Origin of the sequence: Isoptericola jiangsuensis, from assembly GCF_002563715.1 — a bacterium.
Lineage (GTDB): Bacteria > Actinomycetota > Actinomycetes > Actinomycetales > Cellulomonadaceae > Isoptericola > Isoptericola jiangsuensis.
Genome location: NZ_PDJJ01000001.1, coordinates 547362 through 571025, shown reverse-complemented (window position 1 = coordinate 571025; position 23664 = coordinate 547362). Strand labels below are relative to the sequence as shown.

The following is a 23664-nucleotide window of genomic DNA, read 5'->3' as shown; positions in this document are numbered from 1 at the left end:
GGCGCCGGTTGTGGACGACGGCTCCCTGGGGACGGCCGACGGACGTGCTGGTCGAACGGCCGGCGCCCGTTAGGCTCCCCCTGTGAGCGTCTCGCCCCAGGACCCGTCGCCGCAGCCGGGTACCACCCCGAGCCGCGCCGGACGGCGGGTGGCGGCGTTCTTCGACCTGGACAAGACCATCATCGCGACGAGCTCGTCGGCGGCGTTCTCCAAGCCGTTCCTCTCGGGCGGTCTCCTCACGCGCGGCGACGTCCTGCGCAGCGCGTACGCGTACTTCCTGTTCCACGTCGGGTCGGCGGACGCCGTGCAGACCGAGCGGATGCGACAGCACCTGTCCGAGCTCTCGACGGGGTGGGACGCCGCGAAGGTGCGCCGGATCGTCACCGAGACCCTCCACGAGCACATCGACCCCGTGGTGTACGCCGAGGCCGTCGACCTCATCGCGCAGCACCACGAGCAGGGGCACGACGTCGTCGTCGTGTCCGCGTCGAGCACCGAGCTGGTCGAGCCCATCGCGGCGATGCTCGGTGCGGACCACGTGGTCGCGACCCGCATGGAGATCGTCGACGGCCGCTTCACCGGACGGATCGACTTCTACGCCTACGGGGAGAACAAGGCGGCGGCGATGCGGGAGATCGCGGCCGCGCGCGGCTACGACCTGCAGCGCTGCTACGCGTACTCGGACTCGATGACGGACGCGCCGATGCTCGCCGCCGTCGGGCACGGGTTCGCCGTCAACCCGGACCGGGCGCTGCGCCGGATGGCGGTGGAGAACGGCTGGGGGACGCTGTCCTTCAGCCGGCCCGTGGCGCTGCGGCCGCGGCTGCGGCCCGGGCCGACGGCGGCCGTCGCCACGCTGGTCGTCGCCGCGGTGGTGGGGTGGCTGGTGTGGCGCGGGGCGCGTCGGCGTCGGGAATGACCGGGCTGTCCGCCGACGTCCGAGACGGCTTCGAACACCGCTAGAACACGTTGTGCAAGGTCGCCGGGCGGCGCTCCCCGCGGTTGCGACGGCACCCGGGCCGGGCTGTCATGGAGGAGCAACAGCGCCGCGGCGGTACCCACGTCATCGAGGTCCCCCGTAGAGGATCCGCTGACCGGGACGTGGTCCACGACGGACCTGCTCCCGTCGCAGCGGCTTGGACGAGACGCCTGGTAGCCGCCGCGGTGCTGGCGCCCCGGCGTGCTGCGCAGGGGCGCGCTGCGGCCGGTTCCCACCACGAGTTTGCGAGCAGTCCGGCCGAATGCCGGACGATGTGACCGGCCTCACGAGGTCGGGTCTAGACTCCGGTGGTCGGGACCCGCCACGGCGCGGGTGCCCGGACGCCCGCGTCGACGTCGTGACGGGGGCGTGCACCAGAGTCGATGCGCACCCGGAGGTCAGCGTGCCCGAGAACGAGTCCACCACCGTCCAGGCCGGCCTGGAGAACCTCCTCCACGAGACGCGAGCGTTCCCCCCGAGCCCCGAGTTCGCCGCCCAGGCCAACGCCCAGGCCTCCCTGTACGAGACGGCCGCCGCCGACCGGGTCGAGTTCTGGGCCTCGCAGGCACGCGACCTCCTGACGTGGCGGACGCCCTTCACCGAGACCCTCGACTGGTCCGGCGCGCCCGTGGCCCGCTGGTTCGCCGACGGCACCCTCAACGCCGCGCACAACGCCGTCGACCGGCACGTCGAGAACGGTCTCGGCGACCGCGTCGCCCTCCACTTCGAGGGCGAGGGCGGCGACACCCGCACCGTCACCTACGCCGAGCTGCAGGCCGAGGTGTCGCGCGCCGCGAACGCCATAGCCGCGCTCGGCGTCGGCAAGGGCGACCGGGTCGTCATCTACCTGCCGATGCTCGTCGAGTCCGTCGTCGCGATGCTCGCCTGCGCCCGCCTGGGCGCCCCGCACTCCGTCGTCTTCGGCGGGTTCTCCGCCGACGCGCTGCGCAGCCGCATCGCCGACGCCGAGGCCTCCCTCGTCATCACGGCCGACGGCGGGTTCCGCCGCGGCGCCGCCAGCGCCCTCAAGCCCGCCGTCGACGAGGCCCTGAAGGGGGAGGGCACCGACTCCGTCGGGCACGTCCTCGTGGTGCGTCGCACCGGGCAGGACGTCGACTGGACCGAGGGTCGCGACGTCTGGTGGCACGAGGTCGTCGCCGCCGCCGACCCCGTCCACGAGCCGGAGTGGGTCGACGCCGAGCACCCCCTGTTCATCCTCTACACGTCGGGCACCACCGGGAAGCCGAAGGGCATCCTGCACACCACCGGCGGCTACCTCACGCAGGCGTCGTTCACGCACCGGAGCGTGTTCGACCTCAAGCCCGAGACCGACGTCTACTGGTGCACCGCCGACATCGGCTGGATCACCGGTCACTCGTACGTCGTGTACGGCCCGCTCGTCAACGGCGCCACCCAGGTGATCTACGAGGGCACCCCCGACAGCCCGCACCGCGGCCGCTGGTGGGAGATCGTCGAGAAGTACAAGGTGTCCATCCTGTACACGGCCCCCACCGCGATCCGTACCTGCATGAAGTGGGGCGAGGACATCCCCGCCGGCTACGACCTGTCGTCGCTGCGCGTCCTCGGGTCCGTGGGCGAGCCCATCAACCCCGAGGCCTGGATGTGGTACCGCCGCGTCATCGGCGGCGACAAGGCCCCCATCGTCGACACCTGGTGGCAGACCGAGACCGGCGCGATGATGATCAGCCCCCTGCCGGGCGTCACCGCGACCAAGCCCGGCTCCGCGCAGGTGGCGCTGCCCGGCATCGCCGCGGACGTCGTCGACGACGAGGCGCACCCCGTGCCCGACGGCGGTGGCGGCTACCTCGTGCTGTCCGAGCCGTGGCCGTCGATGCTGCGCGGCATCTGGGGCGACCTGCAGCGGTTCAAGGACACCTACTGGTCGCGGTTCCCCGGCATCTACTTCGCGGGCGACGGCGCGAAGAAGGACGAGGACGGCGACATCTGGCTGCTGGGCCGCGTCGACGACGTCATGAACGTGTCCGGCCACCGCCTGTCCACCACGGAGATCGAGTCGGCGCTCGTGTCGCACGAGGTCGTCGCGGAGGCAGCGGTCGTGGGCGCGGCGGACGAGACGACCGGCCAGGCCGTCGTCGCGTTCGTCATCCTGCGCGGCGAGCACGCCGCGAAGGCCGAGACGCCCGAGGGCGCCGCGGAGATCTCCGAGGTGCTGCGCGCGCACGTCGCCAAGGAGATCGGCCCGATCGCGAAGCCGCGCCGTGTCCTCGTCGTTCCTGAGCTGCCGAAGACCCGGTCGGGCAAGATCATGCGTCGTCTCCTGCGGGACGTCGCGGAGAACCGGACGGTGGGCGACGCGACCACGCTCGCCGACTCGTCGGTGATGGACCTCATCTCGGCGGGCCTCTCGTCCGGCACGAAGTCGGAGGACTGACCGGAGCGAGCCGGCGAGTGCAGGTCAGTCCGACCCACGAGCCTGGCGGACTGACCGGAGCGAGCCTGCGAGTGCAGGTCAGTCCGACCCACGAGCCTGGCGGACTGACCGGAGCGAGCCTGCGAGTGCAGGTCAGTCCGACCCACGAGCCTGGCGGACTGACCGGAGCGAGCCTGCGGCCGAAGGGCCGGTGCCATCGTCGGCACCGGCCCTTCGTCGTGGGTGCACCTTCTCACCCATCACGCGCCGATGGCAGGGAAGGTGCGCCCTGGGGGTAACCTGCGTCGTCGCTTCTCGCACCCCAGGAGCTGATCGACGAGAAGCTGCAGCACGGGAGTCCACCGATGACGGGGCTCCTCACGTGTCGCGCGGTGAGGGGAGACGGTCGACGGCGGGTACGCCCGGAAGGTCGACGACCGGTCGAGCCGGTCTGCGACGACGCGGCGGGCGAGGTCAGAGGGAGGAACCGTTCGACGTACCGGAGTCCTGGCCGGGGAACTGGCCGCCCGGGAAGGTGCCGTCGCCCGGCTGGAAGTTCCCCGGGCCGGAGTCCGCGGCACCCCAGACGGCCGCGCCGGCACCGACGAGCCCACCGAGCACGAGGCTCACGGCGGCGACGATCGCGACGACGGTGGTGGACCAGAGCCGGCGGGACCGCGCAGGCAGGTGCTCCTGACCGGCGGGGTGCTGCGTGGGGGCCTGCGCGGCCGGGTAGGCGTAGGGCTGGTCGTAGGCGGCGCGCTGCGGGTCGTAGGCGTGCGGGTCCGCACCGTAGGGCTGCTGCGCGGGCGCCGGAGGGGCGACGTACTGCTGCTGACCGGCGTCGGCCCCGGCGGACCCCTGCGTCACCCCGTCGGTCTCGTGGCCGACGGCGGTGGCGGGGGCCGCCGGCACGGTGGGGCTGGTGGGGTGCTCCTGGCTCATCGTTCCTCCTGATCGGCGGACCGGGACGTCCGGTCGACGAAAGTCAGGACATCGCACGGACCCGGGGTGGTGCTGTGCCGGACCTGTGGCGAGCCTGGGAGCTCCGGGCGGCCGGGTGTGCGCTGACTCGGCGGGACCTGCGCTGACTCGACCAGCCATGCGCTGACTCGACCAGATCGGCGCTGACTCGGCGCGACCCGCGCTGACTCGCGAGTCAGCCCAGGTCCCGCCGACTCAGCGCTCTCCGGCGCGAGTCAGCGCCGGTCTGGCCGCGGCTCGGGGGCGACTGAACCGTTTCGGACGGGTCCGCGCGGGCCTGCGACCGGCGAGGGTGGCGGGTGAACGCTGCTCCCGACCGACAAGGACGTCCGACGATGGCACCCTCACCCCTGCGCCCCGGCCGTGCGGCCGACGTGGCGGCCCGACGCTCCCGGGCGACGGCGACCACGGCCGCCGTGACCGCCGCGACCCTGCTGACCGCGGCCGCGGCGGCGTACGTGGCCGCGGCTCCCCCGGCCCTGGCCGACACGCCGCCGGGCATCCACGTGGCCGACGGCCGGGTCGTGGAGGCCGACGGGACGGACCTGGTGCTGCGGGGCGTCAACCACGCGCACACCTGGTACACGCACACGACGGGCTCGTTCGCGGACATCAAGGCGGCGGGCGCGAACACGGTCCGCGTGGTGCTGTCCAGCGGCGACCAGTGGACCCGCAACTCGCCGGCGGACGTGGCGAACGTCGTGGACCTGTGCGAGGAGAACCGGCTGGTCTGCGTGCTGGAGGTGCACGACACCACCGGCTACGGCGACCAGTACGCGCCCGACGCGGCGACGTTGGACCAGGCGGTGGACTACTGGGAGGACCTGTACCCGACGCTCGCCGGGTCGGAGGACTTCGTCATGGTGAACATCGGCAACGAACCGATGGGCAACGACGACGCGACGAACGCGACGTGGGCGTCCGAGACGTCAGCGGCGATCCAGCGGATGCGCGACATCGGCTACGAGCACGCCCTCGTGGTGGACGCCCCGAACTGGGGGCAGGACTGGAAGAACTACATGCGGCCGGCGGCGGCCGGGGTGTTCGCCGCGGACCCGGACGCGAACACGGTGTTCTCGATCCACATGTACGGCGTGTACAACCAGCCGCAGACGATCACCGACTACCTGGAGTTCTTCGTGGACGCGGGGCTGCCGATCATCGTGGGCGAGTTCGGCTGGCAGCAGACGTCGGCGGACGTCGACGAGGACGTGGTGCTGGCCGAGGCGGAGCGGCTGGACCTGGGCTGGCTCGCCTGGTCGTGGAGCGGCAACACGGACCCGTACCTCGACATGGTGCTGAACTTCGACGCGTCGACGCCGAGCGCGTGGGGCACCCGGATCATCGACGGTCCGCAGGGCCTGAAGGAGACGGCGGTCGAGGCGTCGTGGTTCGGCGGCGGGGGCGAGCCCACGGAGGAACCGACCGAGGAGCCCACCGAGGAGCCGACCGAGGAGCCGACGGAGGAGCCCGTCGACGACGCCTGCGCCGCGACGCTCCGTGTGGTGGGTTCCTGGCCGGGCGGCTGGCAGGGCGAGCTCGTCGTCACCGCGGGCGACGCCGCGATCACGGGATGGGAGGCGTCGTTCGCGGTGCCCGGCTCGACGGTGAACAACCTCTGGGGCGGCACCCACACGGCGGACGGCGACGGCGTGCACGTGAGCAACGCGGCGTGGAACGGCTCGCTGGCCGCGCACGGCACCGCCACGGCCGGGTTCGTCGCGTCGGGCACGGCACCGTCGTCGGCCCCGGCGGCGACCTGCGTCGCGGACTGACCCCGGCCCGTCGCACGGCGGTCGCACCGGCGGTCGCACGGCACGACGCCGGCCGCCTCCTTCCGGGGCGGTCGGCGTCGTCGTGCCGGTGGCGGGCGGTGCCGTTCGGCCCTCGGCCGCTCGGTCCGCACGGATCGGGCCCACCGCTCGGGCCGGACCGCTCAGCCGGTGACGGTGTGGTCGGTGAACCGGTCGGTGAACAGGTCGGCGGCGTCCACGGGGCCGAGGTCGGACCCCTCGTCGGTGAGGACGGTGACGAGGTCGTCGACGAACGCCTCCACGCGGTCCACGTCGTAGGTGCTCCAGGAGCCGTCGGCCTCGGGGGCGAGCAGCCCCTCGTCGACGAGGGTCGCGGCGCTGTAGGCCGCCTCGCCGGCGGAGTACGGGGCGTAGGACGCGTCCTGGGCGACGACGTCGACGATGACGTCGTTGACGGCGTCGGGCTGTGCGGCGTAGCGGGCGTTGGCGCGCTGGATCATCGGGACGATCTCCTCGAGGCAGCCGCCGAGCTCGTCGACGCGGTCGGCGCGCACGGACACGTTGGACGCGTACACGTCGTAGCCGGCGTCCTTGACGTAGCCGAAGCCGACGGGCCGCGCCCAGTCGGGGACCTCGTGCTCGTAGGTGTAGGGCTCGGAGTTGCCGAAGCCCTGCTGGACGACCGTCGGGTCGCCGACGAACCGGGCGGGGTTGCCGTCGTAGCTGGTGTCGACCTGCTGCGCGTCGAGGAGGCCGTGGGCGACCATCCACGCGGGGTAGATCTGGTCGGCGGAGACGACGACGGGCGCGCCGCTGGCCCGGACGTCGTCGACGCCGCCGATCTCGGGGTGGGAGGCGGTGTCCCACATGAGGATGGCGGGGCTGTGCTTGAGCAGGGGGGCGACACCGACGACGGGGGCCTCTGCCGCGGCGGCGACGAGCTGGTCGCCGTGCACGAGGCCGACGGTGATGGTGTCGTCGACGTACATCTGGGAGGGGACGGACTGGAACCCGATGGCGGGTCCGCCGGCACGGAGGGTGAGGGCGACGCCGGTGTCGGTGCCGTCGTCGACGAGCGGCCCGGTGACGGAGTGCTGCTCGGCGTCGACGGTCCAGCCGTCGCCGAGGAGCCCGAACACGGCACCCATGTCGGACTGGGGCTGCCACTGGAGCTGGACGACGACCTCGTCGGGGCAGGTGCCGGCGAGCGCGCCGGTGCCGGAGGCCGCGGTGCTCGCGGTCCCGGCGGCGCCGGTGCTGCCCGGGTCGTCGGCGCCGGCGCAGGCGGACAGGGTGACGAGCGCGCCGACGGCGAGGGCCGCCGTCGTGACGTGGGCTCGCGTGCGGTGGGTGGGGGGCGTGGTCATGGTGGTGCTCGCTCTCTCCGGCGGGGGCGGGACGATCACACCCTGACCGCCGGATGATTACATGGCATCGCCGCCGTGTTGCGGCTCGGTTAAACCATGACTGCATGTCAGATCCGGATTGACAGCCCACTAGAGCGGGTTATTACATATCGTCATCGTCCAGCGACACCGCCAGGGACCAGACACCCCCGAGGGAGTCACCATGACCGACACCTACGCTCTCGCCGAGCTGCAGAAGGAGTCGCGGATGGGAGGCGTCGGCACCGAGAACGCCGACCGCGCCATCCCCCGCATCGACCTGACCGACTTCGAGGCGCGCCGCGCCGAGATCACCGAGGAGCTGTGGACCGCGGCGACGGAGATCGGGTTCTTCCAGCTCGTCAACCACGGCATCCCCCAGGACCAGGTCGACCGCGTGTTCGCCGAGGCGGCACGGTTCTTCTCCCTGCCGGACGAGACCAAGGGCCGGTTCCCGCTGCTGCCCGGCACCAACGCGGGCTGGGAGAAGCTCTCCCAGACCCGTCCGTCGGTGGGCACGCCGGACCAGAAGGAGTCGTACCAGGTCACCCGCCCCCGCATGGATGGCCTGTGGCCGGACGACGCCGAGCTGGCCGGGTTCCAGGACTTCGTCCTCGCCTTCGAGGCGCAGTGCTGGGACCTCGCGATGCGGGTGCTGTCCTGCTTCGCGGAGAAGCTCGGGTTCGACCGCGACTTCTTCGCCCGCGCCCACGACCCCGCGTCGCCGGAGTACCAGTCCACGCTGCGCCTCATCCACTACCTGCCGGTGCCGGAGGACCAGAAGGGCCGGCCCGGGGTGTGGCGCGCCGGCGCGCACACCGACTTCGACTGCCTGACGCTGCTGTTCCAGCGCGACGGTCAGGGCGGGCTCCAGGTCTGCCCGGGCCGCGACGCCGACGCCCAGGAGTGGACCCCGGTCACGCCGTCCGACGACGCGATCACGTGCAACATCGGCGACATGCTCATGCGCTGGAGCGACGACCGGCTGCTGTCGAACTTCCACCGGGTCAAGCTCCCCGGCCAGGGCGACTACACGGGCTCGCGCTTCTCCATCCCGTTCTTCGCGCAGGCGAACCGGGACGTCGTCATCGACCCGCCGCTCGGCACGTACCCGCCGATCACCGCGGACGACTACCTGCAGGAGCGGGTCAGCGCGAACTACCGCAAGGGCTGACCGGTGGGCGCCGGGCTCGGTTACAGTGCCGCATGACCACCGCCGAGCCCGGCGCCCTGCTCGCCGAGTCCGTGTACCGCTCGCTCGTCGAGAAGATCTTCGACGGCGAGCTCCGGCCCGGCTCCCCCCTGAGCGTCCCGGCGCTCGCCGCCGCCCTGGACGTGAGCCGCAGCCCCGTCCGCGAGGGCGTCCAGCGCCTCATCCACGAGGGGCTGGCCGTGCACGTCCCGCACGCCGGCGCCCGCGTGCTGCGGCTCGACGACGACGCCGTGCGGGACGTGCTCGCGGTGCGCGAGGTGCTGGACGGGCTGGCCGCGCAGGAGGCGGCGCTGCGCGCGTCGTTCGCCGACGCCGACGACCTGCGCGCCCTCGTGGAGGAGCAGGCCGCGCTGCTCGACGCCCCGGCCGACCCGCGCCGGGACGCCCGGCTCGACCTCGACCTGCACAGCCGGGTGCGCGCCCTGTCCGGCAACGCGCCGCTGGTGGACGCGCTGCGCCGCCTGGACGCCCAGGCGCACCTGCACACGTCGGGGATGTGGGACCACCCGGACGTGCGGGCGCACGCCGTGGCGGAGCACCGCGCGATCGTGGAGGCCGTGGCGGCGGGCGACGCGGAGCGGGCGCGGGCGGCGGCGAGCGCCCACGTCGCCGCCGTCGGCGTGCGGATGCGGCGCTGGCGGCGCACCGGACCCTCCGACTGACGACCGCTCAGCGCGCCCGGCGCGCGGCGGCGTCCACCAGCTGCTCCGCCGTGACGGCCAGCCGGCGCCCGTCGGCGTGCGCGGCCCGCTCGATGCGCACGGCGAGCTCGGCGTCGGCCCGGGCGGCGGCGACGACGGTCGCCCGGCCGTCGCGCGCCACGCAGCGCCCCCCGACGTAGGTCGCCCGGAGGTTGCGCAGCCCGCAGGCCAGCACGTAGGTCGCCACGACGTCCCACACGGGGCCCGTGCTGGGCGAGCGGTGGTCGACGACGACGAAGTCGGCGTGCTTGCCGACCTCCAGGCTGCCGACCCGGTCGGCGACGCCTAGGACCTCGGCCGACCCGAGGGTGTGCATCCGCAGCACGTCGCGGGGCGACATGACCCCGGCGTCGCGGTGCAGGGCGCGCTGGCCGTACAGGCCCTGGCGCATGTTGGCCCACGGGTCGGAGATGTCGGTGCAGGACTGGTCGTCGAGGCCGACACCCACGGGGACGCCTCGCTCGCGGTACCGCACGACGTCGGCGACCCCGGAGCCGAGGCGCCCGTTGGAGGTGGGCTGCCACACGACGGGGCTGCCGGCCTCGGCCACGGCGTCGACCATCTCGTCGGTGGGGTGGACGAAGTGGCCGAGCAGGAGGTCGCGGCCGAGCGCGCCGGCCTCCGCGTACCAGGCGAACTTCTCGCGCTGGACGTCCAGGCCCTCGGCGGTCTCGACGAAGTGCGCCTGGTCGGAGATGCCGTGCTCGCGCATCACGAGCACCTCGAGCTCCGCGGTGCGCGGGTCGCTCGCCCACTGCACGGCCCCCATGACGGACACCCCGAGGAGCTGTCCGCCGGCGGTGCGGGACGGGTCGCGCGCCGCGTCGACCATCCGCGCGAACCGGGTCAGCACCTGGTCCTCGGGGCCGGACTCGTCGTCGAGCCGGATGGAGTGGACGACACGCAGCCCGGCGTCGAGGACGCCGTCCATCTGGCGGGTCGTGTAGTCGTCGGGGTGGACCTTGCCGAGCACGTTGCGGGCCGTGCGCGGGTCGTAGAGCCACGTCACGCCGGACTGCATGAAGTTGTAGGCGCTGGTGACGCCGTTGACGAGGAAGTCGGTCGCGCCGTGCAGGGACGCCCAGTACATGTCCTCGGCGTCGGTGTGGCGGAACAGCTCCATCATCGAGCGCACCCACGGGTACAGCGTCGAGTCGGGGGCGATGCCGCGCAGACCGGAGGTGAACAGGTGGGAGTGCGCGGAGACGAACCCGGGGGCGACGATCGCGCCGTCGGCGTCCAGCACCTCGCCGGCCGGCACGTCGGCGGGCGGCTCGCCGGGGCCGAGGCCGACGATCCGGCCGTCCGCGCCGACCTGGAGCCAGCCGAAGAACCACTCGGGGCCGTCGTCGGCGCAGGGCAGGACGAGGGCGTCGACGACGGTCAGCGCGACCGGTGCGGTGCGGGTCATGCGGTGAGCTCCTCGGGGACGGGACCGGGCGCGGCGGCGCCGACGGGGTGCGCGGCGGGCGGGCGGAACCGGGTCGCGGCGGACGGCAGGAGGTCCCCGGGGGGCGGCAGGAACCGGCCCTCGGGGTCGAGGCGGGACCGCACGGCGGCGAGCCGGGCGAGCCCGCCCGGGGCCCAGCAGCGGACGAGCCGACCGGGCGTGCGGCGCAGGTCCGCCTCGCCCACGTAGTGACCGGTGACCAGACCGGCGAGCGCCTCGGTGGTGGCGGTCGGCCACGCCGCGGCGGACCCGTCGCCGTCGCCTGCCTCCCAGACGGCGTACGCGGCGACGGTCAGCGTGCCGAGCGGTCGGTGCAGCGGCTCCGTGGCGGGCGGCGCGGAGCGCCGGTAGGAGGCCGAGCTGACCAGCACGGTGGAGCGCGAGGACGGCGCGGACGCCATCGGGCCGGCGAGCAGCGGCAGGACGTCGGCGTACCCGGCGCGGGTCCACGCCTGCTGGGCGACGGTCGCGAGGCCGGGCGGGGCGGTGTCGCCGCGCAGCAGCGCGGGGATCGTGGTCGTGGTCCGCACGTAGGTGGTGGCGCGCTCCGGGACGTCGTCGTCGAGGGTCGCCAGGAGGTCGTCGGCGTGCGCGGCGTCCCGCCCGAACGCCGTGGCGCGCACCACGGCCTCGGTCCCGGACGCCCCGGTGCCCAGCACGACGGTCAGCTCGACCTCGGGCCGCACCCGAGCGGCGAGGGCGTCGAGCCACGCCCCGACCTCGGCCAGCGCGGGCGACGTGTCGGCACGGAAGCCGACGGTGCGCGCCCGGAGCACGGGCTCGCGGTGGAGGCGCAACCGGTACCCGGTCACCACGGCGGGGAACGCGGGTCCGGCGCCCCGCAGGGCGGCGAACGCGTCGCCCGAGGCGGCGTCGATCCTGGTGACGCTGCCGTCGGCGAGGACGACCTCGGCAGAGAGCACCGACTCGCAGGCGCTCCCCCAGTCCCCCTGGTTCCAGCCGTTGCCGCCGGCGAGGAGGAAGCCGCCCAGGGCGACGTCCCCCTTGTGCCCCACGGGGAACGACCAGCCGGTGCCGGCGAGCGCCTCGGCGACCGCGAGCGACGTGGCCCCCGGCCCGACGTCGGCCGTGCCGGCGGCCGGGTCCACCCGGACGTGGTCCAGCCCCGACAGGTCGAGCGCGAGCGCGCCGGAGCGCAGGGCCGTGAAGGCGGTGCCGTGCCCGCCGGAGCGGACGGTCAGGGGCAGGTCGTGGGCGCGGGCGGCGTGCACCGCCGCGACGACGCCCTCCGTGTCCCGCGGACGGACCACGGCGGCGGGCCGGTCGGGCGGGACGACGGCGGAGACGGACAGGCGCCGGCGGGCGTCCTCGTACCCGGCGTCCCCGGGGCGGACCCAGGGCGCGGTCGGTGGGTTCACGCCACGGCCTCCGCGGCGGGTCCGCCGACGCGGTGGAAGGTCCGTTCGAAGTGGACGAGCGCGCGGGCGGTGGCGCCGTGGGGCTCGTGAGCGGGTGCGCGGTGGACCTCGTCCACCCGGCCGAGCAGCAGGACGTGGTCGCCGGCGTCGACCTCCTGCCAGGTGGTGCACTCGAGCGCGTAGCGGGCGTCGTCGGCCAGCACGGGGATGCCGTGGCGGCCGGGGCGCACCTCCAGCCCGGCGAACTTGTCGGCGGAGCGGGAGGCGAACACGGCGGCGGTCGCCTCCCGGTCGTGGTGCAGCACGTGCAGGACGAACGCGCGGGCCTCGCGCAGGGCGGCGAGGGTGCGGCTGGTGCGGCCGACGCCGACGGCGACGAGCGGCGGGTCGAGGCTCACGCTCATCACCGCGGTGGTCGTCAGCCCGGCGGGGCTGCCTCCCGCCGACGTCGTCACCACGCACACCCCGCTCGCCAGCCCGGCCATCGCGTCCCGGAATCCGTCGGTGACGGACTCCGTGCGCGATGTTGATGTCATCAACATACGTCCATCGTGCAGGGCGGATGTTTCGGCGGCGTCACGCCGACCCACGACGTCTGTTACGACTCGGCGCGACCGCCTCACCTGCGGCGGCACGGCGTCGGCGCGCCCGTACGATCGACCCATGGCCGCCATGTCGGACGCCCCCGCCGAGGAGACACCGCCGTCCCGGGACCGCTCCCCCGGCCCCGACCCGCTCGACCGGTCCGTCGAACGCCTGGGTCGGCGTATCCGCAGCCTGCGGCACTCCGAGGGTCTGACCCTCGTCCAGCTCGCCGCGGCGACCGGGCTCTCGCACTCGTTCCTCAGCCAGGTCGAGCGGGGCCGCGCCCGCCTGAGCATGTCGTCGCTGTTCCGCGTGGCCACGACGCTCGGGACCACCCAGCAGATGCTGCTCGCCGACGCCGTCGGGCCGGTCTCCGGGACGTCCCACGTCGTGCGGCGGACCGACGAGGCGTCGGCGTCCTCGGGCGGCGGCAGCGTCCGTGCGCTCGCGCCCCCCGGGGACCACCCGTTCGACCCCCTGGAGTACACGGGGACCTCGCAGGACCTCGGCGACCACTGGGAGCACGAGGAGGAGGAGTTCGTCTACATCGTGGAGGGCCGGGTCCTGCTGGACCTCGACGGCACCGTCGACGTCCTGGAGGCCGGGGACTCCGCCTCCTACCGTGGCGGGACCCGGCACCGCTGGGCGAGCGCCGACGGCGGCTACTACCGCCTGCTCACCGTCAAGCAGCGGCTGGCGCGACCCGCGCGCTGAGCCCCGCCACGATCTCGCGCTCGTCGGCCGCCACGAGGCGCCCGTCGCGCACCACCACCCGGCCCGCGACGACGACGTGCCGCGGCCGGCGCCCGGGTGACGCCCACAGCAGCCCCGCGACCGGGTCCGCGACGCCGGCGTCGGCCACGCCGGAGACGTCCCACACGCACAGGTCGCCCGCCGTCCCGGGGGCGAGCCGCCCCAGCTCGGGCCGCCCGAGCCCGTCCGCGGAGCCCGCGGTCGCGGCGTCGAGCACCTCGCGCGCGGCGAGCTGGCGACCCACCAGCCCGGACACCTGCATCGCCAGGCGGGCGTCGGCCAGCAGGTGGCCGGCGTCGTTGGACCCGCCGCCGCTGGTGCCGAGCCCGACCCGCACCCCGGCCGCGAGCAGCCGCGCCACCGGCGCGACGCCCCAGCCCATCGGCACGTCGCAGCCGGGCGCGTGGGTCGCGGTCGCGCCCGACGCGGCGAACCGCGCGACCTCGTCGTCCGTGACCTCGCACAGGTGGGCCACCGTGACGTCCGGGGCGAGCCAGCCCCAGTCCGCCAGGAGGTCGAGCGGGCGGCGGCCGTACCGTGCGAGCGCGACCGCGACGTCGACCTGCTCGTTCGCCTGGGTCCGGCGCCGCAGCCCGCGCCGCGCCGCGACCTCGCCCAGCAGGCGGAACGTCTCCTCGCGGTCGCTGTGCACGCCCGCGGGTCCGACCGCGACCTGCACCCGGCCGTCGGCGCGCACCCCACCGGGGCACCCGTCGACCAGCGCCCCGGCGATCGCGTCCGCGCTGAGGGCGGCGCGCTCCGGGTCGTCCCCGGCGGTGCCGCGCACCAGCACGAGGCGGGCACCCAGCTCCTCGGCGGCACCGGCCGCCGCGCGCGCCAGGTCCACCGAGTCCTCGACGCCGACGTGCGCGGGCCAGGTCAGGTGGTGGTCGGCCACCGTCGTCACGCCGCACAGCAGCGCCTCGGCGAGTCCGGCACGGGCCGCGGCCCCCACCAGACCGGCGTCGACGTGCGCGGCGGTGTACGCCGCCGCCATGGTCGGCAGCCACTCGCGCATCGGCACACCGCGCGTGCCCGGCAGGGTGCGGAACGCCGTCTGGAGCAGGTGGTGGTGGGCGTTGACGAGGCCCGGGGTCACCACGCAGCCCGTCGCGTCGAGCTCCTCGGTCGCGGCGACGGCCGCGCCGACCCCGGGCCCCGTGGCGGACACCCGGCCGTCGGGCCCGACGACGACGTCGCCGGGCCCGTCCCCGCCCGGCGCCGGGTCCGGGCCCCCGAGGAGGTCCGGACCCGGGCGGAGCGCGAGCGCCCCGCGCACGACGAGCCGGGCCGCGGCACCGCTCACCCGCGGTCCCGCGGGTCGAGCCCGGCGGCGCCGTCGGCCGGGGTGGTGAACGTCGAGGCCTCGACGAGCGTGGCGGCGAGCTCGGCGACGGCGTGCTCGAACAGGACCTTGCCCTGCTCGGCGGTGGCCGTCGTCGGGTCGCCGACGTGCCCGTCGGGGCCGAAGTCGCTCGACAGCCACCCGAAGGACACGGGCTTGCCGAACCCGATGCGCTCGTGGACGAGCAGGTCCTCCGGCACGCGCCGCTCGGCGAGGTCGAGATGGACGAGCTCGGGCCGCAGGTGGAGCATGAGCGACGTCTCGGAGTGCCCGCCGTGCACGCCCAGGCCGTGCTCCCCCGCCGCGACGGGGGCACCGCCCTGGTCCCGCGGGGTGGACACGTGGGCGAAGAAGGTGCGCAGGCCGAAGCGTCGGCGCAGCTCCCGGTTGGCCACCTGCCCGAGCGCGGAGTTGCCGCCGTGCCCGTTGACGAACACGAGCCGTTCGATGCCGGACGCCGCCAGCGAGCGACCGACGTCCACCAGGACGCGCATCAGGGTGTCCCAGGACAGCCAGACGGTGCCGGGGAACCCGGCGTGCTCGTCGGACTTGGTGTACGCCAGCGGCTCCAGGAGCACGAGCGAGGCGGTCCCGGCCTGCGTGACGGCCTCGACCGCGGCGGCGGAGACCTCGCTCGCGGTGACGAGGTCGGTCGACACGGGCAGGTGGGGGCCGTGCTGCTCGACGGCGCCGAGCGGGAGGACGGCGACCGTCCCGGCGGGCAGGGCGGCCACCTCGGGCCACGTCATGTCGAGGAACCGCGGGACGGCCGGGGCGCCGGGCACGCGCGCGCCCATCAGCGGACCCCGATGTTGACGCGGGTGTCCTCCGGCGGGGAGTCGACCAGCTTGCCGGGGTTGAGCAGCCCCTTCGGGTCGGTGGAGCGCGCCGTGGCGCGGGCGAGCTCGACGTGCCGGTCGACGTACCACTGGTGCGGGGAGTGGACGCCGAGCCCCAGCGCCTCGAGCCGCGGGATGCCGTCGAGCACCTGCTCCTCGGAGACGTAGTCCGCGACGACCATCGCGAGCGGCGCGTGCCCCATGAGCTCCAGGTGGAGGTGGACCTCGCCGTCGTAGACGGCCCGGACGGCGTCGGGGTCGTCCCAGTGGGCCTTCCCGCCGGTCTCCATGTGGAACCAGGTGCGCTCGGGGTGCGCCTTCTGGAGGAAGTAGACGGGGTGGTTGTACGACATCGAGGAGAGCCGGTCGGTCTCGGCGTAGTCCGCGAACGTGGCCACGACGGTCCCGCCGGCGGCGAGCACGCGGGCTTCGACCTCGGCGACGGTGGAGGCCTCGGCGATGACGCGCAGGCTGTGCCGGGTCGGGTCGAGCTCGACGGCGGCGGGCAGGCTGGGCACCAGCGCCGGCGGGTCGGCCGACGCCAGGCGCGGCAGCACCGGCAGGTCCAGGAGGGACCGGTGCACCTGCACCATGGACGCCCAGTCGTCGAACGCCGCGTAGACGGCGACCCACTCCCGCGCGGGTTCGGTGGCGACCTCGACCTCGACGACGACGCCCGTGACGCCGTACACGTGCACGTACGGCATGGCGTCGGCGCCGCGGACGGTGAACGTGGTGCCGCTGCCGTCCATGGGGGCGACGGTCACGGCCACGACGTACCCGTCGGAGGTGGAGCCGTGCTCGATCGTGCCGGTGCCGGCGGACCCGCCGCCGACGAACCCGCCGATGGTCGAGCCCTTGGTGGAGGGGTAGATCCAGATGTCGCGGCCCGCGGCGCGCGCCGCGGCGTCGATCGCGGTGATCTTCGCCCCGGCCCCGGCGCTGACCGTGCCCGACGGGTTGACGGTGATCGTGTCGAGGCCGCGCAGGTCCAGCACGAGGCCGCCGTCGAACGGGGTGGCCTGGCCGTAGTTGCCCGTGCCGGACCCGCGCGGGGTGACGGGGACGTCGTGCTCGTAGGCGACCTGGAGGACGCGGGCGACGTCGTCGGCCGTGCGGGGTCGCACGACGGCGTCCGGCATGTACCGGCCGGCCGGCACCTTCTCCTGGAGGATCGGCGACATCCGGGACCAGTCCGCCGACGTCTTGAGCAGCAGCTCGGGGTCGGTGGTGACGACGTCGGGGCCGAGGAGCTCCGTGATGCGCGCGGTGGCGAGCGCCGCCCGCTCGGGGACGGTCTGCGTGGTGGTGGTCATGGTGCTCCTCAGCTGCCCATCGAGATGGAGCCGTCGATGAACTCGTTGGTGAACAGGGTCGCGGGGTCGATGTCCGCGGACTCGATCTGGCCGGCGTCGACGAGGATCGGGCCGAACGTGTCGACGATCTCGGCCACGCGGTCGGGGTCGATCTGCCCGAAGACGCCGCTGGCCGGGTCGTCGGTGACGATCCCGAGGTCCTTCTGCGCCTGGACGGAGAAGTCGGCGACGCCCTCGGAGTAGGTCCAGCCGGTCTGGTACTGCTCGACGAGGTCGACGATGAGGGCGTTGGTGGCGTCCGGGTCCTCGAGGTAGTCGATCTGCGACTGCTGCATGATCGGGACGAGCTTGGCGAGGCAGTCGGCGTTCTCCTCGAGCTTGTCCGCGCGGACGGTGAGCGCCTCCGGGTAGACGGTGTAGCCGACCTCGGCCAGCAGCTGGTAGCCGACCGGCTTGCCCCACTGGGGGATCTCGTTCTCGTAGATGTAGGGCTCAGCGGTGGCGAAGCCCTGCTGCATGATGCTCGGGTCGGACACGAACCGCTGCGGCGTGCCCTCGTAGCTGAGGTCGATCTGGTCGGCCGTGATGAGGCCCTGCGACTCGAGCAGGCGCGGGAACACGTCGCCGGAGGAGACCAGCGGGTCGCCGCCGGCGGCCGCCTGCTCGATGGTGGTGGCGCCGCCGTGGCTGTCCGGGTCCCACATGACGATCTGCGGGCTGGTGGTGAGCTGCGACGCGACCGTGACGACCGGGTTGTCCGCGAGCGCCGTGATCTGCGCGTCGGTGGTGACGGCGCCGAGCAGGATGGAGTCGTCGAGGTACATCAGCGACGGCACGGGCTGGAAGTTGACGTTCGGACCGCCGGGACGCACCTCGACGTCCACGCCGGTGTCGACGCCCTGCGCGACGAGGGACCCGGTGACGGACTTCGTGTCGGTGTCGACGGTGTGGTCGGAGCCGACGAGCGCGTACATCGCGCCGTGCTCGGCCTCGGGCTGCCAGTCCTGCTGGAGGACGACGGTGGCGGGGCAGACGTCGGCGAGGTCGAGCGGCCCGCCCGCCTCGGCGGCGGGGACGTCGACCTGCTCGGCCGGGGCGGCCTCGACGGTGTCGGCGCTGCACGCGGTGAGGGCGGCGAGCGGGACCACGGCCAGCAGGGCCAGCAGGGGACGACGGCGGTGGGACATGGGTGCTCCTCGGTGGGTGGAGGCGGTTCCGGGCACGCCGGGGGCGCGCCGGGGGTGGGAGTCGTGCCGCCGACGGCGTGGCGGCCGTCGGGAGGGGTGGGGCGAGGGGGACGTGCTGGTGCGAGCGGGTCGGGGCGAGGCGTCGTCAGCGCGCGGGGCGGCCGTACCAGCGGCCGATGACGGCCCGGTCGAGCGCCGCGAAGACGGAGAACACGAGGACGCCGAACAGCGCGGTGAGGATGATCGCCATGAACAGGGCGTCCATGTTGAGCCGCAGGGTGTAGGTCCGCAGGAGGCCGCCGATGCCGGGCGAGCCCTGCTGGAAGAAGAAGTCGCCGACGATGGCGCCGATGACGCTCAGCCCGGCGGCGTTGCGCAGCCCGGTGAAGATGGACGGCAGCGCGGCGGGGAACTGGAGCTTGAACAGCCGCTGCGCCGGGGTCGCCTTGTTGAGGGTGAACAGGTCGTGCGCCATGGCGCCGGCGGACTGCAGGCCGAACAGGGTGTTCGCGATCATGGGGAACAGCGCGATGATGACGCAGACCACGATGCGGGCGCTGAAGCCGTAGCCCATCCAGATCCCGATGAGCGGGGTGAGCGCGAGGATGGGGATGGTCTGCAGGATGACGGCGTACGGGTAGAGGATCTTCTCGGCCCACAAGGACTGGACCATCACCACGGCGTAGCCGATGCCGAGGACGACGGCGACGGCGAGCCCGCACAGCGCGACGCCCACGGTCTGCCACAGCGCGTCGAGCATCGGGCCCATGATGTTCGGGTTGCCCAGCGTGTTCGCGAGGACCTCGTGCGGGGGCGGCAGGAGGAACTGGCGCTCGGGCGGCAGCACGAGGTAGCTGACGGCGTACCAGATCGCCACGAGGCCGCCGACGGCGGCGGTCGTGGGCCCGACCTTCGCAGCGACCTTCGCGGCGGTCCGGCGACCGGCGCCGCCGCGGGACGGGGTGCCGCCGGCGGGCTTCGCGGGCGGGGCGTCGGCGGTCGCGGGCGCCGGGTCGGCGGGGGGCGTGGTGGCCGTCGGGGGGAGGACGGTCGTGGGCACGGGGACCTCCTGCGGTGCGGTCGGGGTCGCGGTCTGGTCGGTCGCCGGGGTGCTCATGAGTGCTCCCCGAGGGCGGCGGAGACCTCGCCGGTGAGCGCGGCGAACTCCGGGTCGAACCGGAGCTCCGGCGGCCGGGGGTAGGACCAGGGCACCGGGATGTCGGCGACGACCCGGCCCGGGCGGCCGCTCATGACGATGACGCGCGTCGACAGGTAGACGGCCTCGGACACGGAGTGGGTGATGAACAGGCCGGCGAACTGCTTGAGGGCGAAGAGCCGCTGCAGCTCGGTCTGCAGGTGCAGGCGCGTGATCTCGTCGAGCGCGCCGAAGGGCTCGTCGAACAGGGCGAGGTCGGGCTCGGCGACGAGCGCGCGGGCGATCGACACGCGCATCCGCATGCCGCCGGAGAGCTGGCGCGGGTGCTGCTTCTCGAACCCGGTGAGGCCGACGAGGTCGAGCGCCTCCCGGGCGGCGCGGCGGCGGTCCGCCTTGCCCCGGCCGCGCAGCTCGCCGACGATCTCGACGTTGCGCAGGGCGCTGCGCCACTCCAGCAACGTCGGCTCCTGGAACACGTAGGACGTGGAGTGCGCGTTCACCTCGATGCCGCCGGCGGTGACGTCGTCGAGGCCGGACGCGAGGCGCAGCAGCGTCGACTTGCCGCAGCCCGACGGGCCCACGACGGAGACGAACTCCCCGGCGGCGACCTGGAGGGTGACGTCCTCGAGCGCGACGGTGCCGGTGTCGAACTGCTTGGTGACGTCGTCGAGCACGAGGGTGCGGGTCAGGGACGGCGGGCGCGGGGTCGTCGTGGTCACGGGGTCACCTCGTGGATCGTCGGGACGGACTCGGTCAGCCAGGGGTCGTGCGCCGGGGCGGTGGGGGCCGTCCCGGTGAGGGCCAGCGCCCGGGTGACGCGGGTGTCGGCGACGACGCGCCCCCCGGTGATCACCACGCGTGCGGTCTCGCCCCCCGCGAGGACGTCCCCCAGCGGGACGTCGGGGACGAGCAGGAGGTCGGCCCGGTGCCCGGCGACGGGACCGGCGGCGGGCAGGCCGAGCACCGCGCGCGCACCGGACGTCACGGCGGCGAGCGCCTCGTCGGCGCCCAGGTGGGCGACGGTCATGAGGAGCGACGTCGTCTCGAACGGGTCGCACGTGCCGGCGGGGTTGAAGGGGTCGCGCACGTTGTCGGCCCCGGCCGCGACCGGCACGCCGGCGTCGAGGAGCGCCCGCACGGCCGTCAGGCCCCGGGGCACGAGGTGCGTGCTGTCGCGGCCCTGGAGGTACAGGTTGGTGATGGGGAGCGTGACGACGCCGAGCCCGGCGCGGGCGAGCAGGTCGACGACGGGCCCGAGCCGGTCCGGCGGCAGGGAGCCGAGCCGCACGACGTGGCTGGCGGTCACCCGCTGCTGGAGCCCGCGGGCCAGCACCTGCTGCGCGAGGTCCGCCACGTCGAGGAGCTGCCCGTGCGGCGGCAGGGCCGTCTGCTCGTCGGCGTGCAGGTCGACGGGCAGGCCCGTCCGCTCGGCGAGGTCGAGCACCCGGGAGATCTCCGCGGCGGGGTCGGGCGACAGGTGCGGGCAGCCGCCGAGCACGTCGACGCCGCGCCGGGCGGCCTCGAGGTAGACGTCGTCGCTCGTGTGGGAGCCACCGAGGAGGCACACCTGGAGGGCGACGCTGCCGGCGACCTCGTCGCGCAGCGCGAGGAGCGGGTCGAGCAGGCGCAGCGGGTCGCCCTCGGCGGGCGCGTCGACGTGGGTGCGGATCGTGGTGGTGCCCCGCACCGCGTAGCGCTCGACGGCGCGGCGCGCGCGGGCGGCGACGTCGGGCCCGTCGACGTCGCGGGCGATCTCGCGCCAGCTGGTGACGGCGCCGACGAGGTCGAGGCCGGTGCCGGCGGGCACGCGCGACGCGGTGTGGGTCTTGTCGAGGTGGGCGTGCGGCTCGCACGCGGCGGGCAGGACGCGCCAGCCGGTGGCGTCGAGCCGGAGGCCGTCGCCGTCCGGGCGGGTGTCGGTCCCGGCGGGGACCACGGCGGTGACGGTGCCCGCGGAGATCTCGACGTCGACCGGCGTCCCGTCGGGGGTCCGCACGCCGGTGAGGGCGGCGACCCGCGCGCCGGTCGGCAGGGTCGTGCCGTCGGCGCTGCCGACGTGGAACCGGTGGTGCTGGGCGACGTCCTGCACGGCGCAACCTCCCCAGGGCCGAGGCCTTCACGGAGTCCCAATGTTGATCAGAGGAACATTCAGGAAACCTAGGGGGCCGCTGTTTCGGACGCGTAACCGTCCGGGCGCAACCGTGTGAATGACCAGGTGCCTCGCGGCGGGAACGGTCAGGAGGCGTCGAGCGCCCGGCTCTTGCGCCGGTAGACGGCCGGCGTCTCGCCGGTGAGCCGCACGAACGTGCGCGTGAACGACGGCTGGTCGTAGAACCCGGAGCGGACCGCGACCTCCGCCAGCGGCAGGTCCGAGCCCGTGAGCAGGGAGGTCGCCCGGTCCACCCGGGCGCGCAGCAGGAACTGCTTGGGCGAGAGCCCGAACACGCGGCGCATCCGCCGCTCCAGGACGCTCGTCGGGCAACCGGCGGCCGTCGCGAGCTCGGCCAGCGCGAGCCGCTCGTCGAGCCGGTCGTCGACCAGCTGCACCACCCGGGTGAGGGACCCGATGACCTGGTCGTCGACGTCGCCCGTGCGCAGGTCGCGGGAGGTCGAGACCAGGCCGACGACCTCGCCGTCGCGGCGCACCGGGATCTTCGTGGTGAGGTACCAGCCGGGCTCGCCCCGCAGGTTGCGGATGAGCTCCAGCTCGTTGCGCAGCGGCCAGCCCTCGCGCAGCACGTACTCGTCCTGCTCGTCGTAGCGCTCCGCGAGCTCGGGGGCGAACAGCTCCACGGACGCGCGGCCCACGACGTCGCGCGGGGACCGGCGGTCGGCGCGGTCGACGAACGTCCGGTTGACCAGCACGTACCGCCCGGTGACGTCCTTCGCGCAGAACATGACGGCGGACAGGTCGTCGAGCAGCAGCACCAGCTCCGGCGAGAGCGCGTCGAGGAGGCGGTCGGCCTCGGGCCACAGGCCGGAGGCGCCGCGTCGCTGCGGAGGTGCTGCGGGGACCTCGTCCGCCCGCGGGCTCGTCCCGGTCGGCGGCGAGCTGCCCGCTGCCAGGATCGCCATGACGGGTGACGCTACCACCGGGAGGCCGGGCCGTCCGTGGCCGTCGTCGCACCGTGATCTTCGCCCTGTCGCCGGCAGGAGGCAGGATAGGGGGGTGCGCCTTCCCGTCCCGGTCGAGATCGGTCCGTTGAGCCCTGCCGCGCAGGACGCCGTGCGTGCGCTGGCGGACGACGCCGCGCGCCACGACGGCGTCGCGCCGCTGTCCGAGCAGCCGCTGCTGCACCTCGGGGCGGACGACGCCGCCACGACGCACGTCGTGGCGCGAACCTCCGCGGGCGCGACGGCGGGCTACCTGCAGGTGGACCGGTCGGGCGACGTGGCGAGCGCCGAGCTGGTGGTGCACCCGGAGCACCGGCGCGGCGGGATCGGGTCGCTGCTGCTGCGCACCGCGCAGCGGGACGCACGCCTGCCGGAGCGGTCGGGGGCGCCGGACCAGCGCGGCAAGCCGCTGCGCCTCTGGGCGCACGGCGACCTGGAGGCCGCGCGCGGCTTCGCCGCGGCCCGCGGCCTGACGGCGGCGCGCGAGCTGCTGTTCCTTGCCCGCCCGCTGGACGCCGACCTCCCGGCCCCCGCCCTGCCCGCCGACCACGTGCTGCGGCCGTTCCGCCCCGGCGCGGACGACGACGCCTGGGTGGCGCTCAACGCGGCGGCGTTCGCGGGACACCCGGAGCAGGGCCGCCTGACCGTCGCGGACCTGCACGACCGCGCGGCCGAGCCCTGGTTCGACCCGGCGGGGTTCCTGCTGCTGGAGGACCCGGACGGCGCGCTGGTCGGGTCGGTGTGGACCAAGGTCGAGCCGGGCCAGGAGGCGGGCCGGGTCGACGGCGAGATCTACGCGGTCGGCACGGCGCCGGCCGCGCAGGGTCGCGGCCTGGGCACGGCCCTCACCGCGGCGGGCCTGGCGCACCTGGCGGCCGTCGGCTGCGCCCGCGGCGTGCTGTACGTCGACGGGGACAACACGGCCGCCCGGCGCACGTACGACCGGCTGGGCTTCGCCCGCGCGGGGACCGACGTGCAGTACGCCCCCGCCTGACCCTGCGGACCCGGATGCGCGCCTCGTCACCCGCCGTTCACGCGGAGGTGCCACGATGGGGCCTATGACTGCGTCCCCCTCGCGACCGGCGCGGCGACGAGACGCCCGCGGGCGGTTCGTGACCGCCGCCACCTCCGC

General features: G+C 74.6%; 20 protein-coding genes. 7 read left to right on the top strand and 13 right to left on the bottom strand.

Annotated elements, in window-relative coordinates; all coding sequences use genetic code 11:
* Nucleotides 1–82: 82 nt before the first annotated feature.
* Nucleotides 83–919, top strand: a complete 837-nt coding sequence (locus tag ATJ88_RS02650; RefSeq protein ID WP_098462491.1) for an HAD family hydrolase — start codon at nt 83–85, stop codon at nt 917–919.
* Between the two features lie 463 nt (nt 920–1382).
* A complete protein-coding gene (gene acs, locus ATJ88_RS02645) occupies nt 1383–3392 on the top strand; it encodes an acetate--CoA ligase (RefSeq protein ID WP_245852077.1) in 2010 nt (669 codons plus the stop codon).
* Between the two features lie 453 nt (nt 3393–3845).
* On the opposite strand, the gene ATJ88_RS02640 is transcribed toward acs, so the two are convergent.
* A complete protein-coding gene (locus tag ATJ88_RS02640; protein ID WP_098462489.1) occupies nt 3846–4316 on the bottom strand; it encodes a hypothetical protein in 471 nt (156 codons plus the stop codon).
* Nucleotides 4317–4690: 374 nt separating this feature from the next.
* Here ATJ88_RS02640 and ATJ88_RS02635 point away from each other — a divergent pair, with 374 nt between their 5' ends.
* Nucleotides 4691–6130: a cellulase family glycosylhydrolase gene (locus ATJ88_RS02635; RefSeq protein WP_098462488.1), complete on the top strand. Its 1440-nt coding sequence runs from the start codon at nt 4691–4693 to the stop codon at nt 6128–6130.
* Nucleotides 6131–6291: 161 nt separating this feature from the next.
* Here ATJ88_RS02635 and ATJ88_RS02630 read toward each other — a convergent pair whose 3' ends face one another.
* Nucleotides 6292–7476: a nitrate ABC transporter substrate-binding protein gene (locus ATJ88_RS02630; protein WP_098462487.1), complete on the bottom strand. Its 1185-nt coding sequence runs from the start codon at nt 7474–7476 to the stop codon at nt 6292–6294.
* A 202-nt stretch (nt 7477–7678) separates the two neighbouring features.
* Between ATJ88_RS02630 and ATJ88_RS02625 the strand changes: the two genes are divergently transcribed.
* Together ATJ88_RS02625 and ATJ88_RS02620 are read left to right on the top strand one after the other, a co-directional pair.
* Nucleotides 7679–8668, top strand: a complete 990-nt coding sequence (locus ATJ88_RS02625) for an isopenicillin N synthase family dioxygenase (protein WP_098462486.1) — start codon at nt 7679–7681, stop codon at nt 8666–8668.
* Between the two features lie 32 nt (nt 8669–8700).
* Complete coding sequence (locus tag ATJ88_RS02620; protein WP_098462485.1) at nt 8701–9369, top strand: GntR family transcriptional regulator; 669 nt, start codon at nt 8701–8703, stop codon at nt 9367–9369.
* Nucleotides 9370–9376: 7 nt separating this feature from the next.
* Here the strand turns inward: ATJ88_RS02620 and ATJ88_RS02615 are convergent, their stop codons facing one another.
* Genes ATJ88_RS02615 through ATJ88_RS02605 form a run of 3 tightly spaced genes read right to left on the bottom strand, consistent with a single transcriptional unit; the run spans nt 9377 to nt 12773 of the window.
* Complete coding sequence (locus ATJ88_RS02615) at nt 9377–10819, bottom strand: amidohydrolase family protein (RefSeq protein ID WP_098462484.1); 1443 nt, start codon at nt 10817–10819, stop codon at nt 9377–9379.
* The gene (locus ATJ88_RS02610; RefSeq protein WP_098462483.1) at nt 10816–12237 is read right to left on the bottom strand and encodes an FAD-binding oxidoreductase; all 1422 of its coding nucleotides are present in this window, start codon (nt 12235–12237) and stop codon (nt 10816–10818) included. Before ATJ88_RS02610 ends, ATJ88_RS02615 begins: the two co-directional genes overlap by 4 nt.
* A complete protein-coding gene (locus ATJ88_RS02605) occupies nt 12234–12773 on the bottom strand; it encodes a flavin reductase family protein (RefSeq protein WP_170023495.1) in 540 nt (179 codons plus the stop codon). The genes ATJ88_RS02610 and ATJ88_RS02605 overlap by 4 nt, the downstream gene beginning before the upstream one ends.
* 127 nt (nt 12774–12900) lie before the next feature.
* On the opposite strand from ATJ88_RS02605, the gene ATJ88_RS02600 reads away from it, so the two are divergent.
* A complete protein-coding gene (locus tag ATJ88_RS02600) occupies nt 12901–13536 on the top strand; it encodes a helix-turn-helix domain-containing protein (protein ID WP_098462481.1) in 636 nt (211 codons plus the stop codon).
* On the opposite strand, the gene ATJ88_RS02595 is transcribed toward ATJ88_RS02600, so the two are convergent.
* The 8 genes from ATJ88_RS02595 to ATJ88_RS02560 form a co-directional block, all read right to left on the bottom strand.
* Nucleotides 13505–14881, bottom strand: a complete 1377-nt coding sequence (locus tag ATJ88_RS02595; RefSeq protein ID WP_245852076.1) for an amidohydrolase family protein — start codon at nt 14879–14881, stop codon at nt 13505–13507. The genes ATJ88_RS02600 and ATJ88_RS02595 overlap by 32 nt on opposite strands.
* Complete coding sequence (locus ATJ88_RS02590) at nt 14878–15717, bottom strand: creatininase family protein (protein WP_098462480.1); 840 nt, start codon at nt 15715–15717, stop codon at nt 14878–14880. The genes ATJ88_RS02595 and ATJ88_RS02590 overlap by 4 nt, the downstream gene beginning before the upstream one ends.
* The gene (locus ATJ88_RS02585; RefSeq protein WP_098462479.1) at nt 15717–17075 is read right to left on the bottom strand and encodes an FAD-binding oxidoreductase; all 1359 of its coding nucleotides are present in this window, start codon (nt 17073–17075) and stop codon (nt 15717–15719) included. The genes ATJ88_RS02590 and ATJ88_RS02585 overlap by 1 nt, the downstream gene beginning before the upstream one ends.
* 8 nt (nt 17076–17083) lie before the next feature.
* On the bottom strand, nt 17084–18262 hold the full coding sequence (locus ATJ88_RS02580; RefSeq protein WP_098462478.1) for a substrate-binding domain-containing protein: 1179 nt from the start codon (nt 18260–18262) through the stop codon (nt 17084–17086).
* Between the two features lie 145 nt (nt 18263–18407).
* Nucleotides 18408–19379, bottom strand: a complete 972-nt coding sequence (locus tag ATJ88_RS02575) for an ABC transporter permease (RefSeq protein WP_098462477.1) — start codon at nt 19377–19379, stop codon at nt 18408–18410.
* Complete coding sequence (locus ATJ88_RS02570) at nt 19376–20137, bottom strand: ABC transporter ATP-binding protein (protein ID WP_098462476.1); 762 nt, start codon at nt 20135–20137, stop codon at nt 19376–19378. Before ATJ88_RS02570 ends, ATJ88_RS02575 begins: the two co-directional genes overlap by 4 nt.
* Nucleotides 20134–21507, bottom strand: a complete 1374-nt coding sequence (locus ATJ88_RS02565) for an amidohydrolase family protein (protein WP_245852075.1) — start codon at nt 21505–21507, stop codon at nt 20134–20136. The genes ATJ88_RS02570 and ATJ88_RS02565 overlap by 4 nt, the downstream gene beginning before the upstream one ends.
* A 146-nt stretch (nt 21508–21653) precedes the next feature.
* Nucleotides 21654–22493 carry a helix-turn-helix domain-containing protein gene (locus ATJ88_RS02560; protein ID WP_098462475.1) on the bottom strand — a complete coding sequence of 280 codons (840 nt, stop codon included), beginning with the start codon at nt 22491–22493 and terminating at the stop codon, nt 21654–21656.
* A gap of 94 nt (nt 22494–22587) precedes the next feature.
* On the opposite strand from ATJ88_RS02560, the gene mshD reads away from it, so the two are divergent.
* A complete protein-coding gene (mshD, locus tag ATJ88_RS02555; protein WP_098462474.1) occupies nt 22588–23526 on the top strand; it encodes a mycothiol synthase in 939 nt (312 codons plus the stop codon).
* Nucleotides 23527–23664 lie beyond the last annotated feature (138 nt).

Bases quoted from the DNA above. Each gene is read 5' to 3' on its own strand.
- ATJ88_RS02640 (WP_098462489.1), bottom strand. From the start codon at position 4,316: ATGAGCCAGGAGCACCCCACCAGCCCCACCGTGCCGGCGGCCCCCGCC.
- ATJ88_RS02635 (WP_098462488.1), top strand. From the start codon at position 4,691: ATGGCACCCTCACCCCTGCGCCCCGGCCGTGCGGCCGACGTGGCGGCC.
- ATJ88_RS02630 (WP_098462487.1), bottom strand. From the start codon at position 7,476: ATGACCACGCCCCCCACCCACCGCACGCGAGCCCACGTCACGACGGCG.
- ATJ88_RS02625 (WP_098462486.1), top strand. From the start codon at position 7,679: ATGACCGACACCTACGCTCTCGCCGAGCTGCAGAAGGAGTCGCGGATG.
- ATJ88_RS02620 (WP_098462485.1), top strand. From the start codon at position 8,701: ATGACCACCGCCGAGCCCGGCGCCCTGCTCGCCGAGTCCGTGTACCGC.
- ATJ88_RS02615 (WP_098462484.1), bottom strand. From the start codon at position 10,819: ATGACCCGCACCGCACCGGTCGCGCTGACCGTCGTCGACGCCCTCGTC.
- ATJ88_RS02605 (WP_170023495.1), bottom strand. From the start codon at position 12,773: ATGACATCAACATCGCGCACGGAGTCCGTCACCGACGGATTCCGGGAC.
- ATJ88_RS02600 (WP_098462481.1), top strand. From the start codon at position 12,901: ATGGCCGCCATGTCGGACGCCCCCGCCGAGGAGACACCGCCGTCCCGG.
- ATJ88_RS02590 (WP_098462480.1), bottom strand. From the start codon at position 15,717: ATGGGCGCGCGCGTGCCCGGCGCCCCGGCCGTCCCGCGGTTCCTCGAC.
- ATJ88_RS02585 (WP_098462479.1), bottom strand. From the start codon at position 17,075: ATGACCACCACCACGCAGACCGTCCCCGAGCGGGCGGCGCTCGCCACC.
- ATJ88_RS02580 (WP_098462478.1), bottom strand. From the start codon at position 18,262: ATGTCCCACCGCCGTCGTCCCCTGCTGGCCCTGCTGGCCGTGGTCCCG.
- ATJ88_RS02575 (WP_098462477.1), bottom strand. From the start codon at position 19,379: ATGAGCACCCCGGCGACCGACCAGACCGCGACCCCGACCGCACCGCAG.
- ATJ88_RS02560 (WP_098462475.1), bottom strand. From the start codon at position 22,493: ATGGCGATCCTGGCAGCGGGCAGCTCGCCGCCGACCGGGACGAGCCCG.